The sequence below is a fragment of the Streptomyces sp. Root1310 genome (assembly GCF_001426425.1).
GTDB lineage: Bacteria > Actinomycetota > Actinomycetes > Streptomycetales > Streptomycetaceae > Streptomyces.
Genome location: NZ_LMEQ01000012.1, coordinates 1,017,241 through 1,036,310, shown reverse-complemented (window position 1 = coordinate 1,036,310; position 19,070 = coordinate 1,017,241). Strand labels below are relative to the sequence as shown.

At 69.3% G+C, this 19,070-nt stretch carries 16 protein-coding genes and 1 tRNA gene; 2 read left to right on the top strand and 15 right to left on the bottom strand.

Features of this window, described 5'->3' with window-relative positions:
• Positions 1–83 precede the first annotated feature (83 nt).
• The 10 genes from rpmE to ASD48_RS22660 form a co-directional block, all read right to left on the bottom strand.
• A complete protein-coding gene (rpmE, locus tag ASD48_RS22705) occupies positions 84–308 on the bottom strand; it encodes a 50S ribosomal protein L31 (RefSeq protein WP_057603454.1) in 225 nt (74 codons plus the stop codon).
• A 149-nt stretch (positions 309–457) separates the two neighbouring features.
• Complete coding sequence (locus tag ASD48_RS22700) at positions 458–1,597, bottom strand: LCP family protein (RefSeq protein ID WP_057603453.1); 1,140 nt, start codon at positions 1,595–1,597, stop codon at positions 458–460.
• A gap of 169 nt (positions 1,598–1,766) precedes the next feature.
• Positions 1,767–3,557 (bottom strand): trypsin-like serine protease, encoded by a 1,791-nt coding sequence (locus ASD48_RS22695; RefSeq protein WP_079073910.1) that lies wholly within the window; start codon positions 3,555–3,557, stop codon positions 1,767–1,769.
• A 138-nt stretch (positions 3,558–3,695) separates the two neighbouring features.
• Positions 3,696–5,744: a transcription termination factor Rho gene (gene rho, locus ASD48_RS22690; protein ID WP_057603452.1), complete on the bottom strand. Its 2,049-nt coding sequence runs from the start codon at positions 5,742–5,744 to the stop codon at positions 3,696–3,698.
• A gap of 405 nt (positions 5,745–6,149) precedes the next feature.
• Positions 6,150–7,094, bottom strand: a complete 945-nt coding sequence (thrB, locus tag ASD48_RS22685; protein WP_057603451.1) for a homoserine kinase — start codon at positions 7,092–7,094, stop codon at positions 6,150–6,152.
• A gap of 305 nt (positions 7,095–7,399) precedes the next feature.
• Positions 7,400–8,458: a threonine synthase gene (gene thrC / locus ASD48_RS22680; RefSeq protein WP_057603450.1), complete on the bottom strand. Its 1,059-nt coding sequence runs from the start codon at positions 8,456–8,458 to the stop codon at positions 7,400–7,402.
• Positions 8,459–8,464: 6 nt separating this feature from the next.
• Positions 8,465–9,763, bottom strand: coding sequence for a homoserine dehydrogenase (locus tag ASD48_RS22675; RefSeq protein WP_028807061.1), 1,299 nt, complete (start codon positions 9,761–9,763; stop codon positions 8,465–8,467).
• Positions 9,764–10,050: 287 nt separating this feature from the next.
• A complete protein-coding gene (gene lysA, locus ASD48_RS22670; protein ID WP_057603449.1) occupies positions 10,051–11,442 on the bottom strand; it encodes a diaminopimelate decarboxylase in 1,392 nt (463 codons plus the stop codon).
• A gap of 15 nt (positions 11,443–11,457) precedes the next feature.
• On the bottom strand, positions 11,458–12,549 hold the full coding sequence (nrtL, locus tag ASD48_RS22665; RefSeq protein ID WP_057603448.1) for an ArgS-related anticodon-binding protein NrtL: 1,092 nt from the start codon (positions 12,547–12,549) through the stop codon (positions 11,458–11,460).
• 565 nt (positions 12,550–13,114) lie between these two features.
• Positions 13,115–13,657 carry a response regulator gene (locus tag ASD48_RS22660; protein ID WP_079073909.1) on the bottom strand — a complete coding sequence of 181 codons (543 nt, stop codon included), beginning with the start codon at positions 13,655–13,657 and terminating at the stop codon, positions 13,115–13,117.
• Positions 13,658–13,777: 120 nt separating this feature from the next.
• Here ASD48_RS22660 and ASD48_RS22655 point away from each other — a divergent pair.
• Together ASD48_RS22655 and ASD48_RS22650 are read left to right on the top strand one after the other, a co-directional pair.
• Positions 13,778–13,849, top strand: a tRNA-Arg gene (locus ASD48_RS22655).
• Between the two features lie 276 nt (positions 13,850–14,125).
• The gene (locus ASD48_RS22650) at positions 14,126–14,749 is read left to right on the top strand and encodes a hypothetical protein (protein ID WP_242432677.1); all 624 of its coding nucleotides are present in this window, start codon (positions 14,126–14,128) and stop codon (positions 14,747–14,749) included.
• Positions 14,750–14,799: 50 nt separating this feature from the next.
• Here ASD48_RS22650 and ASD48_RS22645 read toward each other — a convergent pair whose 3' ends face one another.
• From ASD48_RS22645 to ASD48_RS22625, 5 genes are all read right to left on the bottom strand, one after another.
• Positions 14,800–15,678 carry a nuclease-related domain-containing protein gene (locus ASD48_RS22645; RefSeq protein ID WP_057603446.1) on the bottom strand — a complete coding sequence of 293 codons (879 nt, stop codon included), beginning with the start codon at positions 15,676–15,678 and terminating at the stop codon, positions 14,800–14,802.
• A gap of 97 nt (positions 15,679–15,775) precedes the next feature.
• Positions 15,776–16,120: a hypothetical protein gene (locus tag ASD48_RS22640; RefSeq protein WP_157880668.1), complete on the bottom strand. Its 345-nt coding sequence runs from the start codon at positions 16,118–16,120 to the stop codon at positions 15,776–15,778.
• A gap of 31 nt (positions 16,121–16,151) precedes the next feature.
• Positions 16,152–17,525 carry a tyrosine-type recombinase/integrase gene (locus ASD48_RS22635; protein WP_057603444.1) on the bottom strand — a complete coding sequence of 458 codons (1,374 nt, stop codon included), beginning with the start codon at positions 17,523–17,525 and terminating at the stop codon, positions 16,152–16,154.
• A complete protein-coding gene (locus tag ASD48_RS22630; RefSeq protein WP_057603443.1) occupies positions 17,522–17,716 on the bottom strand; it encodes a helix-turn-helix domain-containing protein in 195 nt (64 codons plus the stop codon). The genes ASD48_RS22635 and ASD48_RS22630 overlap by 4 nt, the downstream gene beginning before the upstream one ends.
• Positions 17,692–19,014, bottom strand: coding sequence for a replication initiator (locus tag ASD48_RS22625; protein ID WP_057603442.1), 1,323 nt, complete (start codon positions 19,012–19,014; stop codon positions 17,692–17,694). Before ASD48_RS22625 ends, ASD48_RS22630 begins: the two co-directional genes overlap by 25 nt.
• Positions 19,015–19,070: the final 56 nt, after the last annotated feature.

Genomic DNA, 19,070 nt, shown 5'->3' with positions numbered 1-19,070 from the left:
GGGAAGGGCGGGCGACCAAAAACGCCGGTCCCGGCCGTGCCCCTGGGCGGGGACACTGCCGTGGACCGGCGAAGAGGGGCTCGCTACTTCGTGGAGCCGGCGGGAGCCTTGCCGAAGCGGGCCTCGAAGCGGGCCACACGGCCACCGGTGTCGAGGATCTTCTGCTTGCCCGTGTAGAACGGGTGGCACTCGGAGCAGACGTCGGCGCGGATGGAACCGCTCTCGATCGTGCTACGGGTGGTGAACGAGGCGCCACAGGTGCAGCTGACCTGCGTCTCGACGTACTCGGGGTGGATTTCGCGCTTCAAGGTGTCTCCTAGTTTCGGGAGGGCGCCGGGTCGTTGTCGCGGGATACGACCAACGTGAACCGGGGCCGACGTACCAGTCTGCCAGGACTGGCCGCATCCCCCAAAACCGGGGGGCGGGGGGATCTATTCCCCGGGGTGCGCGAAGGCCGTCAGGACGACGTCACGACCCCCGCCGCCTCGCCCGTGGCGGTGCCCTCGGTGGCGGCCTTCGGGATGGGCCGGTCGTTCCTCAGGGCCGTCCACACCTGCTTGGCCTTCGCCTCGGCGACGATGACCCGGTTGAGGTTGGTCGGGTCGTACCGGACCGGCATGGTGACCATGTTCATGTTGTCCGCGCTGATGCCCTTGAGCCCGTTCGCGAAGGACATCAGGGAGTTCAGCGAGCCGAGCCGGGAATCCGCCGTGACGGCCTTGGTCGCCGTGTTGGCGAGGTCGTAGAGCTTGGTGCCGCCGCTGAACAGGCCGACGTGCTTGACCTGGTTGACCAGGGCCTTGATGAAGGCCTGCTGGAGCTGGATGCGGCCGAGGTCGGAGCCGTCGCCGACACCGTGCCGGGTGCGGACCAGGCCGAGGGCCTGCTCGCCGGTGAGCGTGTGCGTGCCGGCCCTGAGCTTGAGGTGGCTGTCGGGGTCGTCGATGGCCTTGGTCGTGGTGACCTCGACGCCGCCGAGTTCGTCGATGAGCTCCTCGAAGCCCGAGAAGTCGACTTCCAGGTAGTGGTCCATACGGATGCCGCTGATCGACTCGACCGTCTTCACGGCGCAGGCGGCGCCACCCGTCGAGTACGCCGAGTTGAACATCACGTCGGACGCGGCGTCGTGCGTGACACCGCTCGTGTCGGTGCAGGCGGGGCGGTCTATGAGCGTGTCGCGCGGTATCGAGACCACGCTGGCCTTCTTGTGGCCCTCGTACACGTGGATGATCATCGCGGTGTCGGAGCGGGCGCTGCCGTCGTCCACGCCGCCGCCGAGCTTCTTGTTGGCGCCGGAGCGGGTGTCCGAGCCGAGCACGAGGATGTTCTCGGAGCCGTTGTCGACCTTGGTGGGCCGGTCGGTGCCCAGGGCCTGGTCGATGTCGACGCTCTTGATGTTGCCGTTGAGCTTGAAGTAGAGGTAGCCGACCCCGGTGCCGCCCAGCACGAGGGTGCCCGCGGCGGTCCACGCGGCGATCAGCACCCCCTTGCGCCGGCCACGCTGCCTGCGGTGGCGCGGACCGTCGCTGCCGGCCGTCCCGCTCGTTGTGCCGGTCTCACCCGGGGTTCCGGGCTCCGGCGTGCTCTCGGCGGACATGTGCTCCTCTGTTCTCGTGCAACCTCACCATCGTCACTCCGCCAGGTCAGACGGGGAAACTCGGGACAGGGTTGCACAACGCGTCGTGCCCGGTCCGCGATGGACCGGGCACGCCGCGTGACCCGGGTGAGCGAGGTCTACCCTCGCTCACCTGCGGGTTCGGCCGGACTCAGCCGAACAGGTCATATTGCCCGAAGGACGTCCCGAGGGAGATGGCTGCGGAAAAGATCACATTTGTGGCGCCGCCGTTGCCCCGGTACAGCACCAGCTTGCCCGCGGGCGTGCGCGCCAGCAGGTCGGCCATGCCGTCGCCGTTCACGTCACCGACGGTGGCGAAGACGTTGTACGTGGTGTTGCTCCAGGTCGCGACCTTGAGGCCGGACGCGAAGGCGCCGGTGCCGGTCTGGCCCCGGCCGCGGTACAGGTACACGGCGCCGCTGGTCTTGTTGCGGGCGAGCAGGTCGGCCCGGCCGTCGTTGTTGAAGTCGCCGTGGCCGCGCACGAAGTTGAAGTTGTTCCAGCCGGTGCCGGCCTTCGCGCGGGTACCGAAGCTGCCGTTGCCCTTGCCCGGGTAGATCCACAGGACGCCCGCGGAGTCCACGGAGACCACGTCGGGCAGATAGTCCCCCGTGACGTCACCGGGGGCGACGATCGACAGCCGGGTCTTCCAGTTGTCCCCGATGAGCTTGTCGGCCCAGGTCCCGCTGGCGGGCACGAAGTGCTTCCAGAAGACGTCGCCGTCGGACGTGCGGCGCACGATCAGGTCCTGATAGCCGTCCCGGTCGAGGTCGGTCTGCACCAGGAGGTTGTAGCCGCTCCAGGTGCCCCAGGACTGCCGTGCGGCGAGCGTGGTGCCCCTGGAGTCCAGCTCGTAACCGGTCTGGGTGGAGGCGTTACGGACCCACAGGTCGGCGTTGTGGTCGCCGCTGAGGTTGGTGTCGTCGATGCGCGGGTAGACCGTGCCGACGTACGTGGTGACCTTGCTGAAGACGCTGTACGCGCCGCTCGCGACGCAGTCCTGCACACCCCAGGAGACGACGCCCACGATCCGGCCGCCGTAGACCAGCGGACCGCCGGAGTCGCCGTTGCAGGCGGAGGTGGTGCCCTCGTCGCTGCCGGTGGCGGGGGTGCCCGCGCAGACCATGTGGCCCTTGACGAAGTCGGCACCGTAGGCGTTCGCGCAGGTGGTGTCCGACTGAATCGGCAGGGTGGCCGTCTTCAGCGTGTCGGAGATGTCCTCGTTGGTCGAGGTGGTGCGGCCCCACCCGTAGACCTTGGCGTTGTTGCCCGCCGCGTACGACCCGGTGTTCGCGGGCGTGATCAGCGGGATCGGCGTGGCCTTGACCGGGTTCGGCAGGGTCAGCACGGCGATGTCGTTGTCGATCGTCGACGCGTTGTACGACCAGTGGTTCCACTGGAGCCAGACACCGCTGACGGTGCCCCCGTGCACATCGCCCTCGGACGGCAGCTGCGAGGTGCCGGTGACGATGGCGCCGTGGGCCTTCCAGTCGTAGCCCTTGACGCAGTGCGCGGCGGTGAGGATCTTGTTCGGCGCCACCACCGCGCCACCGCAGAAGAAGCCGATGTCGTCGCTGGTGTTGTCCGGGGTACCGCGATCGTCGCCGTACCAGAGCTGGGCCATCCACGGCGCTTGGGTGATCGTGCTGGTCGTACCACCGATGATCTTCGGGTCGATCGTGGTGGCCTTGGCGCCGGAGGTCAGCGACTCCTTCGAGGTCTTCCCCGCGACATCGTCACCCGCCAGGGCGATGTCGAGCCGCTTCTGGAGTTCCTTCGCCGACGGCGCGGTGATGACGGGCGCCGGAGGCGCTTCGGCCGCCTCGGCGGACGAGCTCAGCAGCGCGGCGGCGACAGCGGCGGCGAGGCCGGCCGCGGCGACCGGCAGTGCGATCCGTATCCGGCGTCTGTGCCGACCGTCTCCGGACGTGGGTGTACCCACTCGAGTCCCCCCTCGGGATCAAGAAGTTCGAATCTGAAGAACACGTGAAGAGCGAGATCGTAACCCGCCGGTACGACACGACCGAGGGCCGCCCCCCTTCAACGGGGGCGGCCCTCGGTCGTGTTCGGCGGAACGACGTCAGTCGTTGTTGCCCGTCGACGGCGTCGTCTTCTGGATCTGCATCAGGAACTCGCCGTTCGACTTCGTCTGCTTCATCTTGTCGAGGAGCAGCTCGATCGCCTGCTGCTGGTCGAGCGCGTGCAGCACCCGGCGCAGCTTCCAGGTGACGGCGAGCTCCTCGTTGCCGAGCAGGATCTCTTCCTTACGGGTACCGGACGCGTCGACGTCCACCGCCGGGAAGATGCGCTTGTCGGCGAGCTTCCGGTCGAGCTTGAGCTCCATGTTGCCGGTGCCCTTGAACTCCTCGAAGATCACCTCGTCCATGCGGGACCCGGTGTCCACCAGAGCGGTGGCGAGGATGGTCAGCGAGCCGCCGTCCTCGATGTTGCGGGCCGCACCGAAGAAGCGCTTCGGCGGGTACAGGGCGGTCGAGTCGACACCACCGGACAGGATGCGGCCGGAGGCCGGGGCGGCGAGGTTGTACGCACGGCCCAGACGCGTGATCGAGTCGAGCAGCACGACGACGTCGTGGCCCAGCTCCACCAGACGCTTCGCGCGCTCGATGGCGAGCTCGGCGACCGTGGTGTGGTCCTCGGCCGGGCGGTCGAAGGTCGAGGAGATGACCTCGCCCTTCACCGACCGCTGCATGTCCGTGACCTCTTCCGGACGCTCGTCCACCAGGACGACCATCAGGTGGCACTCGGGGTTGTTGTGGGTGATCGCGTTGGCGATCGCCTGCATGATCATAGTCTTGCCGGTCTTCGGCGGGGCCACGATCAGACCGCGCTGGCCCTTGCCGATCGGCGACACGAGGTCGATGATCCGGGTCGTCAGCACGCCCGGGTCCGTCTCCAGACGGAGGCGGTCCTGCGGGTACAGCGGGGTCAGCTTGTTGAACTCCGGTCGCCCGCGCCCGGAATCGGGCGCCATGCCGTTGGTGGAGTCCAGCCGGACGAGCGCGTTGAACTTCTCGCGGCGCTCGCCGTCCTTGGGCTGACGGACCGCGCCGGTGACGTGGTCGCCCTTGCGCAGGCCGTTCTTGCGGACCTGGGCGAGCGAGACGTACACGTCGTTGGGACCCGGCAGGTAGCCCGACGTGCGGATGAACGCGTAGTTGTCGAGGATGTCCAGGATGCCCGCGACGGGGATCAGGACGTCGTCGTCGGCGACCTGCGGCTCGGCGGCGCCGATCTCGTCACGCCCACGACGGCCACGGCGGTCGCGGTAGCGGCCGCGACGGCCACGCCGGCCGTCGCCGAACTCGTCGTCGTCCTGGGGGCCGTTGTCGCGCTGCTGACGGTCCTGACGGCCACCGCCCTGCTGCTGACCCTGCTGCTGGCCGCCGCGCTGCTGCTGGCCGCCACCCTGCTGGTCGTCGCCCTTGCGACGGTCACCGCGGTCACCGCGGTCGCCCCGCTCACCGCGGTCGCGGCCGCGCTCACGGCGGTCGCGGCGGCGGCCCTCGCCACCGTCGGCGTCGCTCTTGGCGTCGCCCTGCGGCTGCGCCTGGCCCTCGGTCTGCGCCGGGGCGGACACCTCGGCCTTCGGGGCGGCCTTCGCCTCGGCGACGACCGTCTCCGGGCTGCCCGCGTCGGCGGTGGCACGGCGGCGACGGCGCTCGGTGGGCGCGTCGTTGCTGGCCGGCTGGCCGGGGATCTCGATCTGCTGCTGTGCCACGGCCTTCTCGGCGGAGGCCTCGGCCTTGGCGGTGTCCGCCTTCTTCTCGGCGGACTCGTCGCCGGTGCGCGCCTTGGAGGTGGCGCGGCGCTTGGGCTTGGTCTCGGCGGCGTCCGCGGCGGGGGTCGTCGCGGCCTTGGGAGCGGCTGCTCCGCCGCCCGACTGCGCCTCCTTGATGACCTCGATCAGCTGGCTCTTGCGCATACGCGCCGTGCCCCTGATGCCGAGGCCGGATGCGACCTGCTGAAGCTCGGCCAGCACCATGCCCTCGAGGCCGGTACCGCGGCGCCGCCGGGAGCCGGCACCGGTGGCAGGCGCGGAGGCGTCCGTGGCGGGCGCGGCAGCGGTCTCCTCGACACGTGCGCCCATCAGATCGGTGGTGTCGCTCACGAAGGGTCCTTCCCTGGAGCGGACGTCGGCCTGTCTGGCTCGGCGACCGGTTGTGCTGTCCGACTTCGGTCCTTGCTGTGGCGAAGCCGGGGCGGTGGTCCGCCAAAGCGGCGGAAGAGAATTTGCTGGTGATGGCGCTACCGCGACGAGCCGTGACACTCAGTGTCACGCGGCGTGGTCGCACCAATTCCGGAGCGTGCCCTGTGGACCACTCAACGTCGCTGTACTGCGTACTGCCCAGGTACGACGTACGGAACGCAGTGCGGCTTGGGGAGCTCCCGGAAGAATGTCTGTCCCGAAGGGGGACACGAAGCACCTCGCCATGGTGGGGTCGGGTGCAGACTTGAGGTTAACACTACCGGATCCAACAAACATTCCCCCTCTCGAAATCCGGCAACCGTGCGCTTAAATGTCGCCGGAGTGGCTGTCACCAGCGGGTGCGAGCGGCAGTACGCACGCGCCCTTCAGGTCCAGGGCCAGGCGGTTCGCGGCCCAGTCCGCGCCGGCCGAGGCCTCGATCTTGTCGGCCGTGCCCGCGTCGGCCAGTGCCATCACGGTGGGCCCGGCGCCGGAGATGACGGCGGGAATCCCGTCGGCACGCAGCCGTTCCACCAGTGCCGCGCTCTCGGGCATCGCCGGTGCGCGGTACTCCTGGTGCAGACGGTCCTCGGTGGCGGGCAGCAGCAGTTCGGGGCGCCGGGTGAGGGCCTCGACGAGCAGTGCGGCCCGGCCCGCGTTGGCGGCGGCGTCGACGTGCGGGACGGAGCGCGGGAGCAGACCGCGCGCGGTCTCGGTGAGAACCGGCTTCCCGGGCACGAAAACCACCGGAACGATGGAATCGGCGGGCTCCATCCTGATCGCCCGCGCGGCGCCCGACTCCATCCAGGACAGGGTGAACCCGCCCAGCAGACAGGCCGCCACGTTGTCCGGGTGGCCCTCGATCTCGGTCGCGAGCTCGAGCAGCGCCGCGTCGTCGAGCTTGCTCTCGCCGCCTATGGTCACCGCGCGCGCGGCGACGATTCCGGCGCAGATCGCGGCGGAGGAGGAGCCGAGTCCGCGGCCGTGCGGGATGCGGTTGGCGCAGACGATCTCCAGGCCGCGCGGCTGGCCGCCCAGGACGTCGAAGGCGGTGCGCAGGGAGCGGACGAGGAGGTGCTTCTCGTCGCGCGGCAGCGTCTCGCTGCCCTCCCCCGCGATGTCGATGTGCAGCCCGGAATCGGCCACCCGGACGACGACGTCGTCGTAGAGCCCCAGCGCGAGGCCGAAGGCGTCGAAGCCCGGGCCGAGGTTGGCGCTGGTGGCGGGAACGCGCACCCGGACGGGGGCGGCGCGGAAGGCGGGACCGGCCATCTCGCGATGACTCTCCTTGAGCTGCGGGACTGTCGAATGACATTCGATATGTACGGGAGGACCTGTACGGAGAACCCTGGGGGCCGCTGAGTCCGCGGAGGCGACGCGGCAACGACACGGCGACAACGCGACACCGCGGCATATGCGGCGGGCGGATTCAGTACAGCCTATCGAAGGAAGGTTCTGTGGCGACATAGGGCGCACGGGCGGCGCACGATGCGTGTCGTAAGCCCCCTGTGCACCCCAGCGCGGGAAAGCCCCCGGCGCGCCGCCCGCGAGTGATTCACGGGCGACGCGCGGTCCGCCTAAGCGAGGCCGAGACGCTCGGCCGCCGTGACCGCGTCGACCGGGACGGTGACGGGCTGCGGGGCGCCGGCGACGGCCCAGTCGGGGTCCTTCAGGCCGTTGCCGGTGACGGTGCACACGATCTTCTGCCCGGGGTCGACCTTGCCCTGCTCGGCGGCCTTCAGCAGACCGGCCACCGACGCGGCGGACGCGGGCTCCACGAAGACACCCTCCTGCGCGGCCAACAGCCGGTAGGCGCGCAGGATCTCACGGTCCGTCACCTCGTCGATGAAGCCGCCGGACTCCTCCTGGGCGGCCAGCGCGAACTTCCAGGAGGCCGGATTGCCGATGCGGATCGCGGTGGCGATGGTCGACGGGTCCTTGACGACCTCGCCGCGCACGATCGGAGCACTGCCCGACGCCTGGAACCCCCACATGCGGGGGGTCCGCGTGGCGATCTTGTCGGCGGCGTACTCCTGGTACCCCTTCCAGTACGCGGTGATGTTGCCCGCGTTGCCGACCGGCAGGACGTGGATGTCGGGGGCGTCGCCGAGCATGTCCACGATCTCGAACGCGGCCGTCTTCTGGCCCTCGATGCGCACCGGGTTCACCGAATTGACCAGCGCCACCGGGTAGTTGTCGCTGAGCCCGCGGGCGAGGGTGAGGCAGTCGTCGAAGTTGCCGTCGACCTGGAGGATCTTCGCGCCGTGGACGAGGGCCTGGCCCATCTTGCCGATCGCGATCTTGCCCTGCGGGACGAGGACGGCACAGACCATGCCGGCCCGCACCGCGTACGCGGCGGCGGACGCGGAGGTGTTGCCGGTGGAGGCGCAGATGACGGCCTGCGCGCCCTCCTCCTTGGCCCGCGTGATGGCCATGGTCATGCCGCGGTCCTTGAAGGACCCGGTGGGGTTGGCACCCTCCACCTTGAGGTGGACCTCGCAGCCCGTGCGCTCGGAGAGCACCTGCGCGGGCACGAGGGGCGTGCCGCCCTCACGGAGCGTCACGACGGGCGTGCTGTCGGAAACCGGCAGCCGGTCCCGGTACTCCTCGATGATTCCGCGCCACTGGTGGGTCATTGCTGGTTACTCTCCTTCAACCCGCATGATGCTGGCGACACCCCGCACGGTGTCGAGCTTGCGCAGCGCCTCGACGGTCCCGGTGAGGGAGGCGTCGGACGCGCGGTGGGTGACGACGACGAGAGAGGCCTCGCCGTCGCTGTCCTGTCGTCCCTGCTGGCGCACCGTATCGATGGACACCCCGTGCTCGGCGAACACGGTCGCGACCTGGGCGAGAACACCCGGTTTGTCGGCGACGTCCAGGCTGATGTGGTAGCGCGTGACGACGTCGCCCATCGGCGACACCGGCAGGGCGGCATACGCCGACTCGCCGGGCCCCGTTGCCCCGCTGAGCCGGTTGCGGCAGACGGCGACGAGGTCGCCGAGCACGGCGGAGGCGGTGGGAGCACCGCCGGCGCCGGGACCGTAGAACATGAGCTGCCCGGCCGCGTCCGACTCCACGAACACGGCGTTGTAGGCGCCGCGCACGGAGGCCAGCGGGTGGCTCAGCGGAATCATCGCGGGGTGCACGCGCGCGGTGACCGACCCGCCGTCCGCGGCCCGCTCACAGATGGCGAGCAGCTTGATGGTGCAGCCCATCTCCCTGGCGGAGGCGAAGTCGGACGCGGTCACCTCGGTCATGCCCTCGCGGTAGACGTCGTCGAGACGCACGCGCGTGTGGAAGGCGATCCCGGCGAGGATGGCCGCCTTGGCGGCGGCGTCGAACGCCTCGACATCGGCCGTCGGGTCGGCCTCGGCGTATCCCAGGGCGGTGGCCTCGTCGAGGGCCTCCTGATACCCGGCGCCGGTGGAGTCCATCTTGTCGAGGATGAAGTTGGTGGTGCCGTTGACGATCCCCAGCACCCGGTTGACCTTGTCCCCCGCGAGGGACTCGCGCAGCGGCCGGATCAGCGGGATGGCACCGGCGACGGACGCCTCGTAGTAGAGGTCCTCGCCGTGCTCCTCCGCGGCCGCGTGCAGCGCGGCGCCGTCCTGGGCGAGGAGCGCCTTGTTCGCGGAGACGACGGAGGCGCCGTACTCGAAAGCGGTGGTGATGAGCGTACGAGCGGGCTCGATGCCCCCGATGACCTCGACGACGACGTCGATGTCGCCGCGCTTGACGAGGGCGGTGGCGTCGGTGGTGACGAGTGCGGGGTCGATGCCCTCGCGGACCCGGGAGGGCCGCCGAACGGCCACTCCGGCGAGTTCCACCGGGGCCCCGATCCGCGCGGCGAGGTCGTCGGCGTGCGTCGTCATGATGCGCGCCACCTCTGAGCCGACCACTCCACAGCCCAGCAGCGCCACCTTAAGCGGACGCGTACGCATCATCCGACCTCGTTTCCTCATACCGTCTACGGTTGTTTCCGGTTGCCCCAGTCTCACTCACCGGACCGGAGTTTCTATCCCTGGTCCGGATCGTGAGACATCTATTTCATTTTCACAGGGGCGGCTGACAGGAGATCTTCCGCCCTATTCCGTCGGCGTATGCCGGTCGTTTCCGGCGGCCGTTTCCGGCGGCCGTTTCCGCAAGCGGTCGTATCCGCCGTCCCACCGCGCGTTCCGTCCCCTGTCCGCAGCTGTTCCCGGCTGTTCCCGGCTGTTCCCGGCTGCTCTCAGCCGACGTCGAGTCGCAGCAGGTCCTCCTCGGTCTCCCGCCGCACGATGACCCGCGACTCCCCCTCGCGCACGGCGACCACGGGCGGGCGCAGCACATGGTTGTAGTTGCTGGCCATGGAGCGGCAGTACGCGCCCGTGGCGGGTACGGCGATCAGGTCACCCGGTGCCAGGTCGGAGGGCAGGAACGCGTCCTTCACGACGATGTCGCCGCTCTCGCAGTGCTTGCCGACGACCCGCGCCAGCATCGGCTCGGCGTCGGAGGTCCGGGAGACCAGCGCGACGCTGTACTCCGCGTCGTACAGCGCGGTACGGATGTTGTCCGACATGCCGCCGTCGACGGAGACGTACGTACGCAGTCCGTCGAGGGGCTTGATGGTGCCGACCTCGTAGAGGGTGAAGGCGGTCGGGCCGACGATGGCGCGCCCCGGCTCGACGGAGATACGAGGAGTGCGGAGCCGGGCGCCCTCACACTCACGGGTGACGATCTCGGTGAGCGCCTTGGCGATCTCGTGGGGCTCGCGGGGATCGTCGTCGCCGGTGTACGCGATGCCGAGGCCACCGCCGAGGTCGATCTCGGGCAGTTCGACGCCGTGCTCGTCACGGATGTCCTTGAGCAGCCCGACGACCCGGTGGGCGGCGACCTCGAAGCCGGACATGTCGAAGATCTGCGACCCGATGTGGGAGTGCAGTCCGATGAGTTCGAGCCCGTCGAGCTGAAGAGCCCGCCGGACGGCTTCCGCCGCCTGTCCGCCCGCGAGCGGAATCCCGAACTTCTGGTCCTCGTGCGCCGTGGCGATGAACTCGTGCGTATGGGCCTCGACGCCGACGGTGATACGAATCTGCACCCGCTGCCGCTTACCGAGGGACTGCGCGACATGGGCGACGCGCACGATCTCCTGGAAGGAGTCGAGAACGATACGCCCGACCCCGGCGTCGATGGCACGGTGAATTTCGTCGACGGACTTGTTGTTGCCGTGGAAGGCGATGCGATCGGCGGGCATGCCGGCGGAGAGGGCGGTGGTGAGCTCGCCGCCCGAACAGACGTCGAGGTTGAGCCCCTCCTCGTGCAGCCACCGCACGACGGCCCGGGACAGGAACGCCTTGCCGGCGTAGAAGACGTCGGCGTCGGCCCCGAAGGCGGTACGCCAGGCACGGGCCCGCTCGCGGAAGTCGGCCTCGTCGAGGATGTAGGCGGGGGTGCCGTACTCCTCGGCGAGGGCGGCGACGTCGACACCGCCCACGGTCAGCACACCGTCGGTGTTACGGGTGACGGTGTGCGCCCAGACCTTCGGGTGGAGGGCGTTGAGATCGGCGGGCGGGGCGGAGTAGTGCCCCTCCGGAAAGACGTCGGCGTGACGGGGCCCGGCGGGGTGGGCGGAACGGCTCATCTTCGGCGTGCTCTTTCAGAGATGGTCGGGTGCGTCGATGCCGAGCAGGGACAGGCCGCCGGCCAGCACCGTCCCGGCGGCTTCGGCAAGCGCGAGCCGGGCACGGTGGGCGGCCGAGGGTTTCCCCTCACCACGGGGCAGGACGGTGGGGAGAAACGGCGTGACGGCGTCGGCGACGGCGAGGAGATGCCGGGCGAGACGGTCGGGAGCGTGCTGTGTCGCCGCCGCGGCCAGGACGCGGGGATGGTCGGCGAGCGCGATCTCTAGTGCGCGTACGTCCTGGACGACTCCGGGGTCGGCGTCGAATCCCAGGTCGGCGGCGTTACGGCTGAGCGCCCGGGTGCGGGCGTGGGCATAACGGACCCGGAAGAGCGGGTTGCCCTCCCGCTGGGACAGGTAGGCGGAGGCGATGCGGGGCCGGTCATGAGCGGCGGGGTGGAGCAGAGCCCAACGGCCGGCGTCGCGGCCGAGCGACACGGGATCGGCCGGGCCGGCGGGGACGGGACGCACGTTCACCTCGAGCGGAGCCGGCGCGTCGGGCGTGCCGTACGCGTCGACCTCGACCCCGAGCACCTCGGTCCACTCCCGCTCGGGACGCGCCGCACAGCTGGTACGGACGAGGGCCCCCTGCGAACGCAGCACACGGGCCACGGCGTCCATGACGACGACGGCACGAACCTCATGAGGGGCATGCAGCTGCACGACCTGCCCGGTGGCCCGATCGACACACCCGTACCCGCCCCCGCCCCCGCTGCGACTCCGACTCCGACTCCGACTCCGACTCCGCAGGATCTCGCCGACGAGCGCGACCGACCCCTGCGCCGCCCCCTGCAGGCTGATGTTGAGGAACCCGGGCCCGGTGACGACGACGTCACCCACCCCGGCGGCACCGAGAAGGTACGGCCGGAGAACCTCGGCGACCCGCTGCGGCGGCTGCCCGGCCGGCCGCGCGAGCTGCAGCGCGATGTTGGTCGCGTAGTCCCCACAGCCACCGGGCCCCGGAACGGTGACCACGGCCCGCCCCGGCACGACCACACTCAGCTCCCCGTCATCGACAGCACGACGCACCGCGCGCAGCACGGTACGTGAGAGCTCGACGGGGGTCACGGGACAAGCGTAGGGGAGGAGGGGGGTGGGTAGGCGACCCGGTTTCCCAGAGGTCCGGGATGTGGACGGGGAGGGGGCGGGCGGTGGCGGGGCGGGGCGCTGGTGGCGAGGGGCGGGACGGGGGCGCTGGGCGCGGAGGGGGCACGGCGGGGACGCCGGGCGCGGTGAGGGCGCTGGGGGGCGGTGAGGGCGCTGGGGGCGGAGGGCGTGTGCCGGCTGTAGGGCCGTGCGGTCCGCCAGGGGCAATGGTCCGAGGCGAGCCAGGGGGCCGGGGGCCGGGTGAAGGAGCCGAGCCAGGCGAATGGGGCTTGGCAGGTCCAGGTGGATCCCGGTGGATCCGGTCCGGGTAGGCCTTGACGGGTCCAAACATGCCTTGGCGGGTCCGGGTGGGTTCAGTTGGCTTCGGGCGGCAGAGCCACGGGACCGTACCCACCGGGACCTGGACGGGCCACGGGGAATGATCTACGGCCGCACCGATACACCCGCGCACGAACACACGCACCGAGCGCGGAGCGTGGGGTACGGGGCACGGATCCACTGACGCTGTTGGGCCTACAGAGCGGCTCTACTCGGCCCCGGAGCCCGCGGTGCCCGGCCCCAACCCCGGCCCTGCACCCTTCCCCGCCCCTACGCCTTCCTCCGCCACACGCACGGTCCCGAGCCCCCGCTCCAGCCCCAGACCTTCCCCACGCTCCATCAACTCCCGCACGACGGAGACGAGTTCGGCAGGGTCGAAGGGCTTGGCGAGGAACGCGTCGACGCCCACCTCGAGCCCGGCTTCGACCTCGTACTGCGTACAGGCGCTGATGACGACAAGGGGAAGATCACGCGTCCGAGGATCGGCACGCAACCGGGCGGCGGTACGCAACCCGTCCAGCCGGGGCATGACGACATCGAGCGTCACAAGATCCGGCTGCACCTGATGAACGACATCCAGACACTCGACGCCATCGCCCGCGGTCACGACCTCGATGCCCTCCAGCTCGAGATTGACCCTGATCAGCTGCCGGATGACCTTGTTGTCGTCCACAACAAGCACCCGGCCCGACGCGCCTGGCACAACTCGAGAGTAGGTCCGGACCGGCCACCGCGTCCGGGTTTTCCCCACTTCCACCCCGTGCGAGCGACCCTCACCCCCGCCCGGACCCGCAGAAACCCGTTCATGAACACCCCGGGCGAGCTGGTAGTGTTCTACCCGTCGCCGCGAGCAACACCTCACGACCGACACGCCCCCGTAGCTCAGGGGATAGAGCAACGGCCTCCGGAGCCGTGTGCGCAGGTTCGAATCCTGCCGGGGGCACCTTGGATCAGGTGCCCAAAGACCCCGCCACCAGCGCTTTCGCTGAGGACGGGGTCTTGGCGTATGTGCAGGCAGATGCAGCCTGAAGCGGCCGTGTGTCGAGGTCTGTGGACGAGGCGTGGACGGGATCTTGAGGCATTCCCGCAGGTGGCGCAGCGCATCGAAGTCGAGCAGCCGCGCCGCTCGCTATCGTCGTCCCGGTAGTGGATGGCGTCGAGGGTGGGAAGACTGACGACCGCCGCCGGCGGGCAATGATCGGACGAGGTGGGGGATCTCGTGGACGTGACCACGCTTGCAGTTGCGCTCATCGGCGTCGGAGGAACGTTGGGTGGAACCCTGGGTGGGGCGTTGCTCAGCCAGCGCGTCACCCGGGAGCAGAACCAGCGCGCCGATCGTGAACGGGCAGAGGACCGCCACGACCGAGCGCAGGAAGCCAGGCGGGATCTCTATGCCCGTTTGAATACCACGGCTCGCGCGTACCGGGTCGCTGCCCGAGACGCAGTCCTAGCGGCCGAGCGCGGTGAAAGCGCCGAACCAGCAGTCCTCAATGCCGCAAAGGAAGCCTGGGCAGAGCAGTACTCCTTGGCCCAGATGGCTCTACCGAAGGACGTCAACGAGATCGCCTCTTCCCTCAATCGGGCGCTCGGAGTCGGGTACACCGTGGTGAAGCAATTGGCGAGCAGCCCTGCCCCAGACAGGTCGTACGACCGGGCCAAAGATTGGTTCAGCGGCCCCCTGTCCGACGGGGTGTATCTGCTGCGGGTCACCCTGCGCCATGACCTCGGCGTCGAGGTCGAGCCTGACTTCGAGCACACACGCACGCGGATGCTCGCTGTGCTCGACAACGAGCGAAGGAGCCTTGAGCGTCTGCTCTCCTCCGAACAGGCACAGGCCGGGTGAACGACGAGGCTCCCGAGCACCATTCGGGAGCTTCGGAGACGCCCAAGTGCTCAAACCTTTGGTGTCGCCATCGGCGGGACCTGGCGCCAGGCCTGGCGATGACGAGCAACGCTATACACCTGCTCGACCTGTTCGGCCATCAGCACCCCGGAGAGCGGCGCCAGCGCCGCCACCTGACGCTCCTGGTACACGCGCACGCTGAGCTGTGTGGCAACCACCTTCAGATCGGTCACGCCGACGAAGACAAGCACGGGCTCCACCGGTACGGGAAAGCCGCAGTAGCGCTCAATCACTCGAGCTACTCGCTTCGCTTCCGCCCGGCTCTTGCGCGCGTAGGGGACGGGCTTTCCGTGATTGACCTTCACGGAATCGTCGCCGACCCATACGGCCTTTTTGTGGTGGTGCTTGGTGTTGATGCTGAACACGCCGCCGGGCCCGACCAGCAAGTGATCGACGTCCACCTTGTCGGCCAGGGGGATGGAATGCAGGACCCGCCAGCCGTGACGCACCAAACGGTTCAGCTCGGCTCCCACTCTCCTCTCCCCTGCCAGGCCCTTACGCCACGAGTCCGACTCCGTGGGGCGCCGCAGAAGCTGTGAGATGACTCGTTCGATCAGACCCGGGCCGGATTTGTCGAGCAGGTCACGGAGGGACTCACCGGGACGGTTGGTGGACAGATCGTCGGCTGGCGTCAGAGGCGGCAGCATCAGACGGGCTTCAGCCTCCGGTACCCCCTGCGACAGGACCGGCTCAGGGTTGTTGCGTAAGTGGTGTGTCAGCGCAGCGATCACGTCATCGCGATAGTCAGCGACCAAGACGGTGATGTCGCCCGTCCTCACGTCCGCCCAGCCGACCGCGGTGCCATCCGGCAGATTCGCGTACCAGCGATCATGTCCGTACCGCTTCCAGCGCGTGACCTGCAGCTCCACGAGCCCCCCTCAGCCCGAAGCATCGCAGCAGGTAGGGCTCAAAACGAGAGAGGCCCCGGACAATATGCCGGGGCGGCCTCACAGGTGGACTCAGTGATCAGACGTGCATTTCACGGACCAGTGCGTCGTCTCCCTGGTAGAGCTCCAGGGAGTAGCTCAAACCGAGGCGATGAAGTACGCCGCCGAGTTCGTCGAAGTGTTGAGGGTCGACGACTCCGTTCAGGAGGATGTCTGGACCCTCGATCGGCTCGACCTCCAGCTGGCACCAGCTGATTTCGACTTCGTAGCCGTGCCAGGAAGACGACCTCGAACTCCACCCCGTTCGCACGAAGTGCTGGGCCACCGCAGAAGCATCCCGGCAACCGCGCAGGACACCGCATACGTTGTTGCCAACCTCCACCCACTCAGGATCGATCTTTTGGTCATCGTCGGATATGGCCACGCCGGAAGTATGAGGCCCAGGCTTCGTGTGATCACTCGTATTCGCGCAACAGATCCTCGATACGCCGGTTGGCGACGTCCTGCCGTCCGTCGAGGCACTTCGCGTAGCGGGTCAGCAACACCTCGACGCTGTTGCCAGCGCGCTCGGCGACCTCGGTCGGGTCGACACCGGCATTGAGCCAGGTCGACAGGGCCGAGTGTCTAAGGTCGTATGGCCGACTCGCGAGCGGCGAGGAGGCTGCGGCCGGTGGGAGCGCGAGAAGCCGGGCCTCCTGCCACACGCGGTAGTAGGTCGAGGACGGGACGACCGAACCTCTTTCGCTGAAGAACAGGCGCCCGTCGTCCGCCGTGCCAAAGGTGGCCAGGTGCTCACGGAACACGGCGACGAGGTGAGGCGGAATAGGTACCCGCCGGACGTCCTCGGTCGGCCGGTTCTTCAGCCCGCGGTCATCGTGGGTCTCCCCCGAGTCGGTCCACTGCTTGCCGACCGACGGGCGCGTTCGGTGGAGCACCGCCGAGCCCCAGCCCTGTTCGGGGAGGATCAGGTCCCTCTCGGCGAGACCGACCGCTTCAGCCGGCCGAAGGCCACCGAAGTACATCGCGGCGAACAGACCCACGAGACGACGACCGCGGGCACGTCGGTATCCGCCCACGTAGGAGACAGCCGCCAGGAGGTTGCGAGCCTGCTCCGGGTTGGCGACTACGCGCGGGTCCACCTGATTGGACACCTTCGGTTTCTGCCAGCGAACCGCAGTGATGGGGTTCTCGCGCAGCTCCCCCAGGTCGACCGCGTAGTTCGTGGCATTGACGAGCGTCCGACGCTTGCGCCGCACGGTCTCTGCCGCTGCCGCCGTACCGTCGAGCTTGAGCTTCAGCGAGTCGAGGACCGCGCGGGCCGTGGCGGGCTCAGCAAGATCGGCGAGCGGTCGGGAGGCCTTGGACACCCAGTGCAGAACGTTCCGCACGTCGTCCGGGACTTCCCGATCGTCGGGCCCCGGCAACACGAAGGCCCAGTTGCGCAATGCTTTGCGGATCACCTCATCGGACGGCCGTCCGGCACGCTCGTCGAGGAGCTCCAGCGTCACGCTGGTGAGGGATTCATTGATGCCGTCCCTCGTATTGGGGGCGGCGTGGGGCCACTTCATAGCCAGGTATCTGAGGGCGAAGGCGTACCAGGACACGGCCGACTTCTTCTCTTCCATCGAGGCCGGGAGGCCCGACTCGGTGTCGAACTCTTCACCGTCGCGCATCGCTCGCATGAGCTTCGTGCGGAAGTGGTCGGCGAGCGCCTTCGTGCGGAATGACTCCGAGAGCACATTGCCGGCAACGGACCAGCGGACACCGTACGAGGGCGTTTTGGTGTCCCGCTTGCGAACCGCCCAGACCTTCACGTCAAGGGACTTCACGCCGCTGCCTCCAGCTGTCGAAGCCACGTGGTGAAGTCGCTACGCCATACCCGGAGCTCTCCGTTGGGCAGCTTGAACGCGGCCGGCCCGTGTCCCAGCTCCCGCCAGCGGTAGAAGGTGCGGCGAGAGACGCCGCCCAGCTCGTCCAGGACCTGGCGAACGGTCATCAGCTCGTCGCGACGGGCGTCCATGTTGGTTCCCCTTCCGTTCCGGGGGCGGGTTCGAGGGATGTGGACAGCCAGGCTTCGGCGCGGGAGAGGCCGGTTCCGGCGAAGACCCAGTGCGAGAGGACGAGGGTCGTTCCCGTCGGCTCTGTCTCGACCACCAGGGCGACCTGTGCGCGTCGCCAGTCGGCGCGGGCGGTACGCAGCGCGCCGAGGGTGGTGGAGTAGCGGCGGGACTTGGTGGAGAAGTGGCCGCGGAAGCCGAGCATGTGCGCCCAGGCCCGTAGGCGGAGCTCGGCGAGCTCGGGGCGTGCACCGAGGGACCAGGCGACGCGGATCATGCGCCGGGCGTGGTCTGAGATGCGCGCCTGGGCGAGTTCGGCGAGGAACTTGAGCGGGCGGTCGAGCGTGCCGGTCGCCGTCTCGGCCCCCTTGGTCGCGTACTTCGCGATGTAGGACGCTACGGCTCGTTCGGTGAGCTCCTGGCCGTTGTCGAAGTCGGCGGATCGGATCGTGCGGACGTCGAGTTGGCGGCCGAAGGCGAAGGTATGGGCGCGTCCGTCGATGGTCGGGCCGTCGACGCGAGCGGCGGTGGCTGCCGCCTGGATGGCGTCGGTCAGGAGCTCTGCCGTCGCCCAGGCGGGCGGTGGGGTGTCGCCGCCTTCCGGGCCGTCGATACGGATGACCGCGTGGAAGTGCACGGCACCGCGCTTCTGATACTCGGCGACCTTCGCGAAGGAGACCCGTGCGTGGTCGCGGAAGGTGCGTTGGGTGAGGGCGGCGCGCTTGGCGATCTCCCGGCGGAGGTAGATCGAGAAGCGCCGCCAGAGGTGCCCGGCGTGGGCGTTCCAGAGCACGGCCGCTTCGTAGTCGTACCGGTCCGGATCGAGGGGCGTGCCTAACGTGCTGTCGTTCTCGTCGTGGCGGGCACCGCAGCGGCAGGGGCGTCCGTCGGTGCGGCGGTTGTGGACCGGGCCGAAGCCGGGGGCGGTGAAGGTGGCGAAGACGCGCGGGTGAGTGGCGACCTGGTCCGAGGTGCCTTTGCCGCCGCGTAGTCCGGCGGTGATCAGGTGGTAGGTGTCGCGGCGGTAAGTCTCGGCGCAGGCCGGGCAGCGGGTCGCGCGGCGGTTGTTGCAGCGGACGAGGAGTTGGCCGGCCGGGAGGGCGGTCGAGTCGAGGTGGTGCAGGGTGCTGCCGATCTCGCCGGTTGTCGTGTCGACGGCGTATTCGGTGCGGTGGCCGTCGAGGCGGACAGGGTGGGTGCAGCCGCCCAGGCCGGAGAGTTGGCGGGCCAGCTCGGGCATGGTGCCGAGAGAGGCCAGCATGGAGAGTTCCGCCAGCGGGGGCGGAGTCTGCCGGGTGATGATGGGTGTTCCTTTCG